Here is a 2,116-nt window from a genome sequence, read left to right as displayed (position 1 = left end):
TACTCGAGGTTCCTGGCTTGCATGACGCCAGGATTTCGATCGTGCCCACTAACGAGGTCGTAAGTAACGACTATGGGCACTACGCGCCAATCTTGAATGAACGCTTCGATGACGCCAACGTTATTGGAATCGTGAATTGGCACGAGGGTGCCAATGCACCAAACGCAATCTTCTCGGTTCAAACGACCGGCGACCTGGCCACGGGGACTTTCAGCGCAGTCGACCCCCGGATTACCCGGGGCCTTCTTCTAGCCATCGAAGCCGAGCGCGTCACGTCTGGTCTTGACGACTTTCGCACTTACCTGGAAGCTACTCATTGGTCGGGCGTCAAGGCGGGTGATGCTGGTACCGTCTCGCTGAGTTGCGGCCTTCTGCAATCGATATCGAGATCGGAAGCTCGCCAGCTGATTGGACTAATTCACTTGCCGCTCGGGTGCTGGCGCGAGCGCTATCGCGAACGTTCGATCGTATGGACGAAGCGGTAAACTCCGTCCTTTGCATCGGTGGCGTTCACTTCGAACCAAGCTTTACGAGCGCCATATTGCAGTCACAAGACGAACCCCCGATAGCGGCAAGCCACGTCCTACCAAACCATTGGCTAGTGTCGGGCGGCTATGACCAGGAAAGTCGTTTGGCCGATCTAAGACCTTGCGTGCATTCGATCGTGGGTGGGATTCAAGGCATCGTGTATCGCGATAAGCTGAAAGCTCCTTTCAAAGGTGTTGCTCGCCTGCTTGCAGAGGAACTCGGCGCCCCGATGCTTTCGCACAAGAAACCGCGGGCGGCTCTTTCCAAGGATATCGAATGAGCCCGCGAAAGCTGTCATGTGCTGTCGGACCAGCATGTAAACTATCGGTCGCCCAGCGCTTGACGTATTTCTCTGGAGAAAAGCGATGAACGCCATTGGTTTTGGTTCGATTAGGACAATTCCGTACGATCCGTTTCCCCGGATCGAATACGAAGGCCGGGTCGAGCGAGCGCGGCGTTTGATGAAAGAGCATAATATAGACGCGCTTCTGGTGACGGCCGAACACAACTTGCGATATTTCGTTGGTGAGCCTAGCACGACCCCCCAGCAGACGACTCGGCCGCGATTTCTTCTTATTCTTTCGTCTGGTGAGGCTGTTGCGATCGTCCCCGAGGGAATCGACCAGTTTTATCGAGAGACAACCTGGGTAAAAAATTGCCGGAGCTGGTCTAGTCCGAATCCGAAGGATGAGGGTGTGTCAGCACTTGCCGAAGCGTTGCGTGAACTATTGCCAGAGCACGCCAGAATCGGCGTAGAGCTTGGCGCGGAGAGTAGGCTTGGCTTCCCTGCGGGAGATTTCTTGCGCGTTGCGGATGCGATCAAACCTCGGACGTTTGTCGATGCATCGGATCCGATTTTCACTCCCTTGCGAATGATCAAGTCTCCATTAGAGGTCGACCGAATTCGAACTGTATGCGGGCTTGTTTCAGAGGCATTTGAGAATCTGACACCAAAGCTGCGTCTGGGTATGACGGAACGAGAGGTGTGTCGCTTGTTCGAGGCCGAATGCTTCAGTCGCGGTGTCGAGAAGACGAGCAAGATCGTGGGTGTTTCTGGCCGCGGGGGCTATACGCGGCCCTACGGTGTCCCGAGCGACAAAGTTCTGTCGGATGGAGACCTGCTGTTTATTGATGCGGGCTGTCTATTCGACTTTTATTGGAGCGACTTCGACCGACACTTTGCGTTCGGTGCACCTGATCCGCACACCCAGGATGCCTATCAAGTCGTTTGGGATGCCACAGAAGCGGGAATTGCCGCCGCTAAACCTGGCATTCCGATCTGTAGTGTCTGGAGCGCAATGTCAGCCGTACTAAATGGCTCAAACAATCGCGGTAAAGCCACGAACATCGGGCGAATGGGGCACTCCATGGGTTTATGGATGCCGGAGCTACCTTCGGTTCAACCGGACGATAAGACGATACTCAAGCCAGGCATGATCATTAATATTGAGCCAAGCACCTCATATCCTTCGTATTTCGACGGATCACCGAAGCTGATGCTGCATGAAGAGGTCGTTGTCGTGACCGACGCTGGCCCGCAATTGCTCACTTCTCGTGCTTCCCGCACGATACCGGTGGTCGCCAAATA

Annotated in this window: 2 protein-coding genes and 1 pseudogene; all 3 read left to right on the top strand. The window is 54.8% G+C overall.

Going from position 1 to position 2,116, the window contains the following annotated elements; translation table 11 throughout:
* Positions 1-485 (top strand): annotated as a pseudogene (locus tag AC0L23_RS39815) (hypothetical protein); the annotation flags it as partial.
* Entirely contained in the window at positions 377-808 is a 432-nt protein-coding gene (locus tag AC0L23_RS39810; RefSeq protein WP_473358403.1) for a D-aminoacyl-tRNA deacylase, read from the top strand. The pseudogene AC0L23_RS39815 and the gene AC0L23_RS39810, both read left to right, overlap by 109 nt.
* Before the next feature lie 85 nt (positions 809-893).
* A partial coding sequence (locus AC0L23_RS39805; RefSeq protein WP_473358402.1) for a M24 family metallopeptidase occupies positions 894-2,116 on the top strand: 1,223 nt, incomplete at its 3' end.

This window comes from Bradyrhizobium sp. MI1.4 (assembly GCF_055811315.1).
Note: the sequence above shows the minus strand (reverse complement) of the source record. Positions and strands in the feature narration are given on the sequence as shown.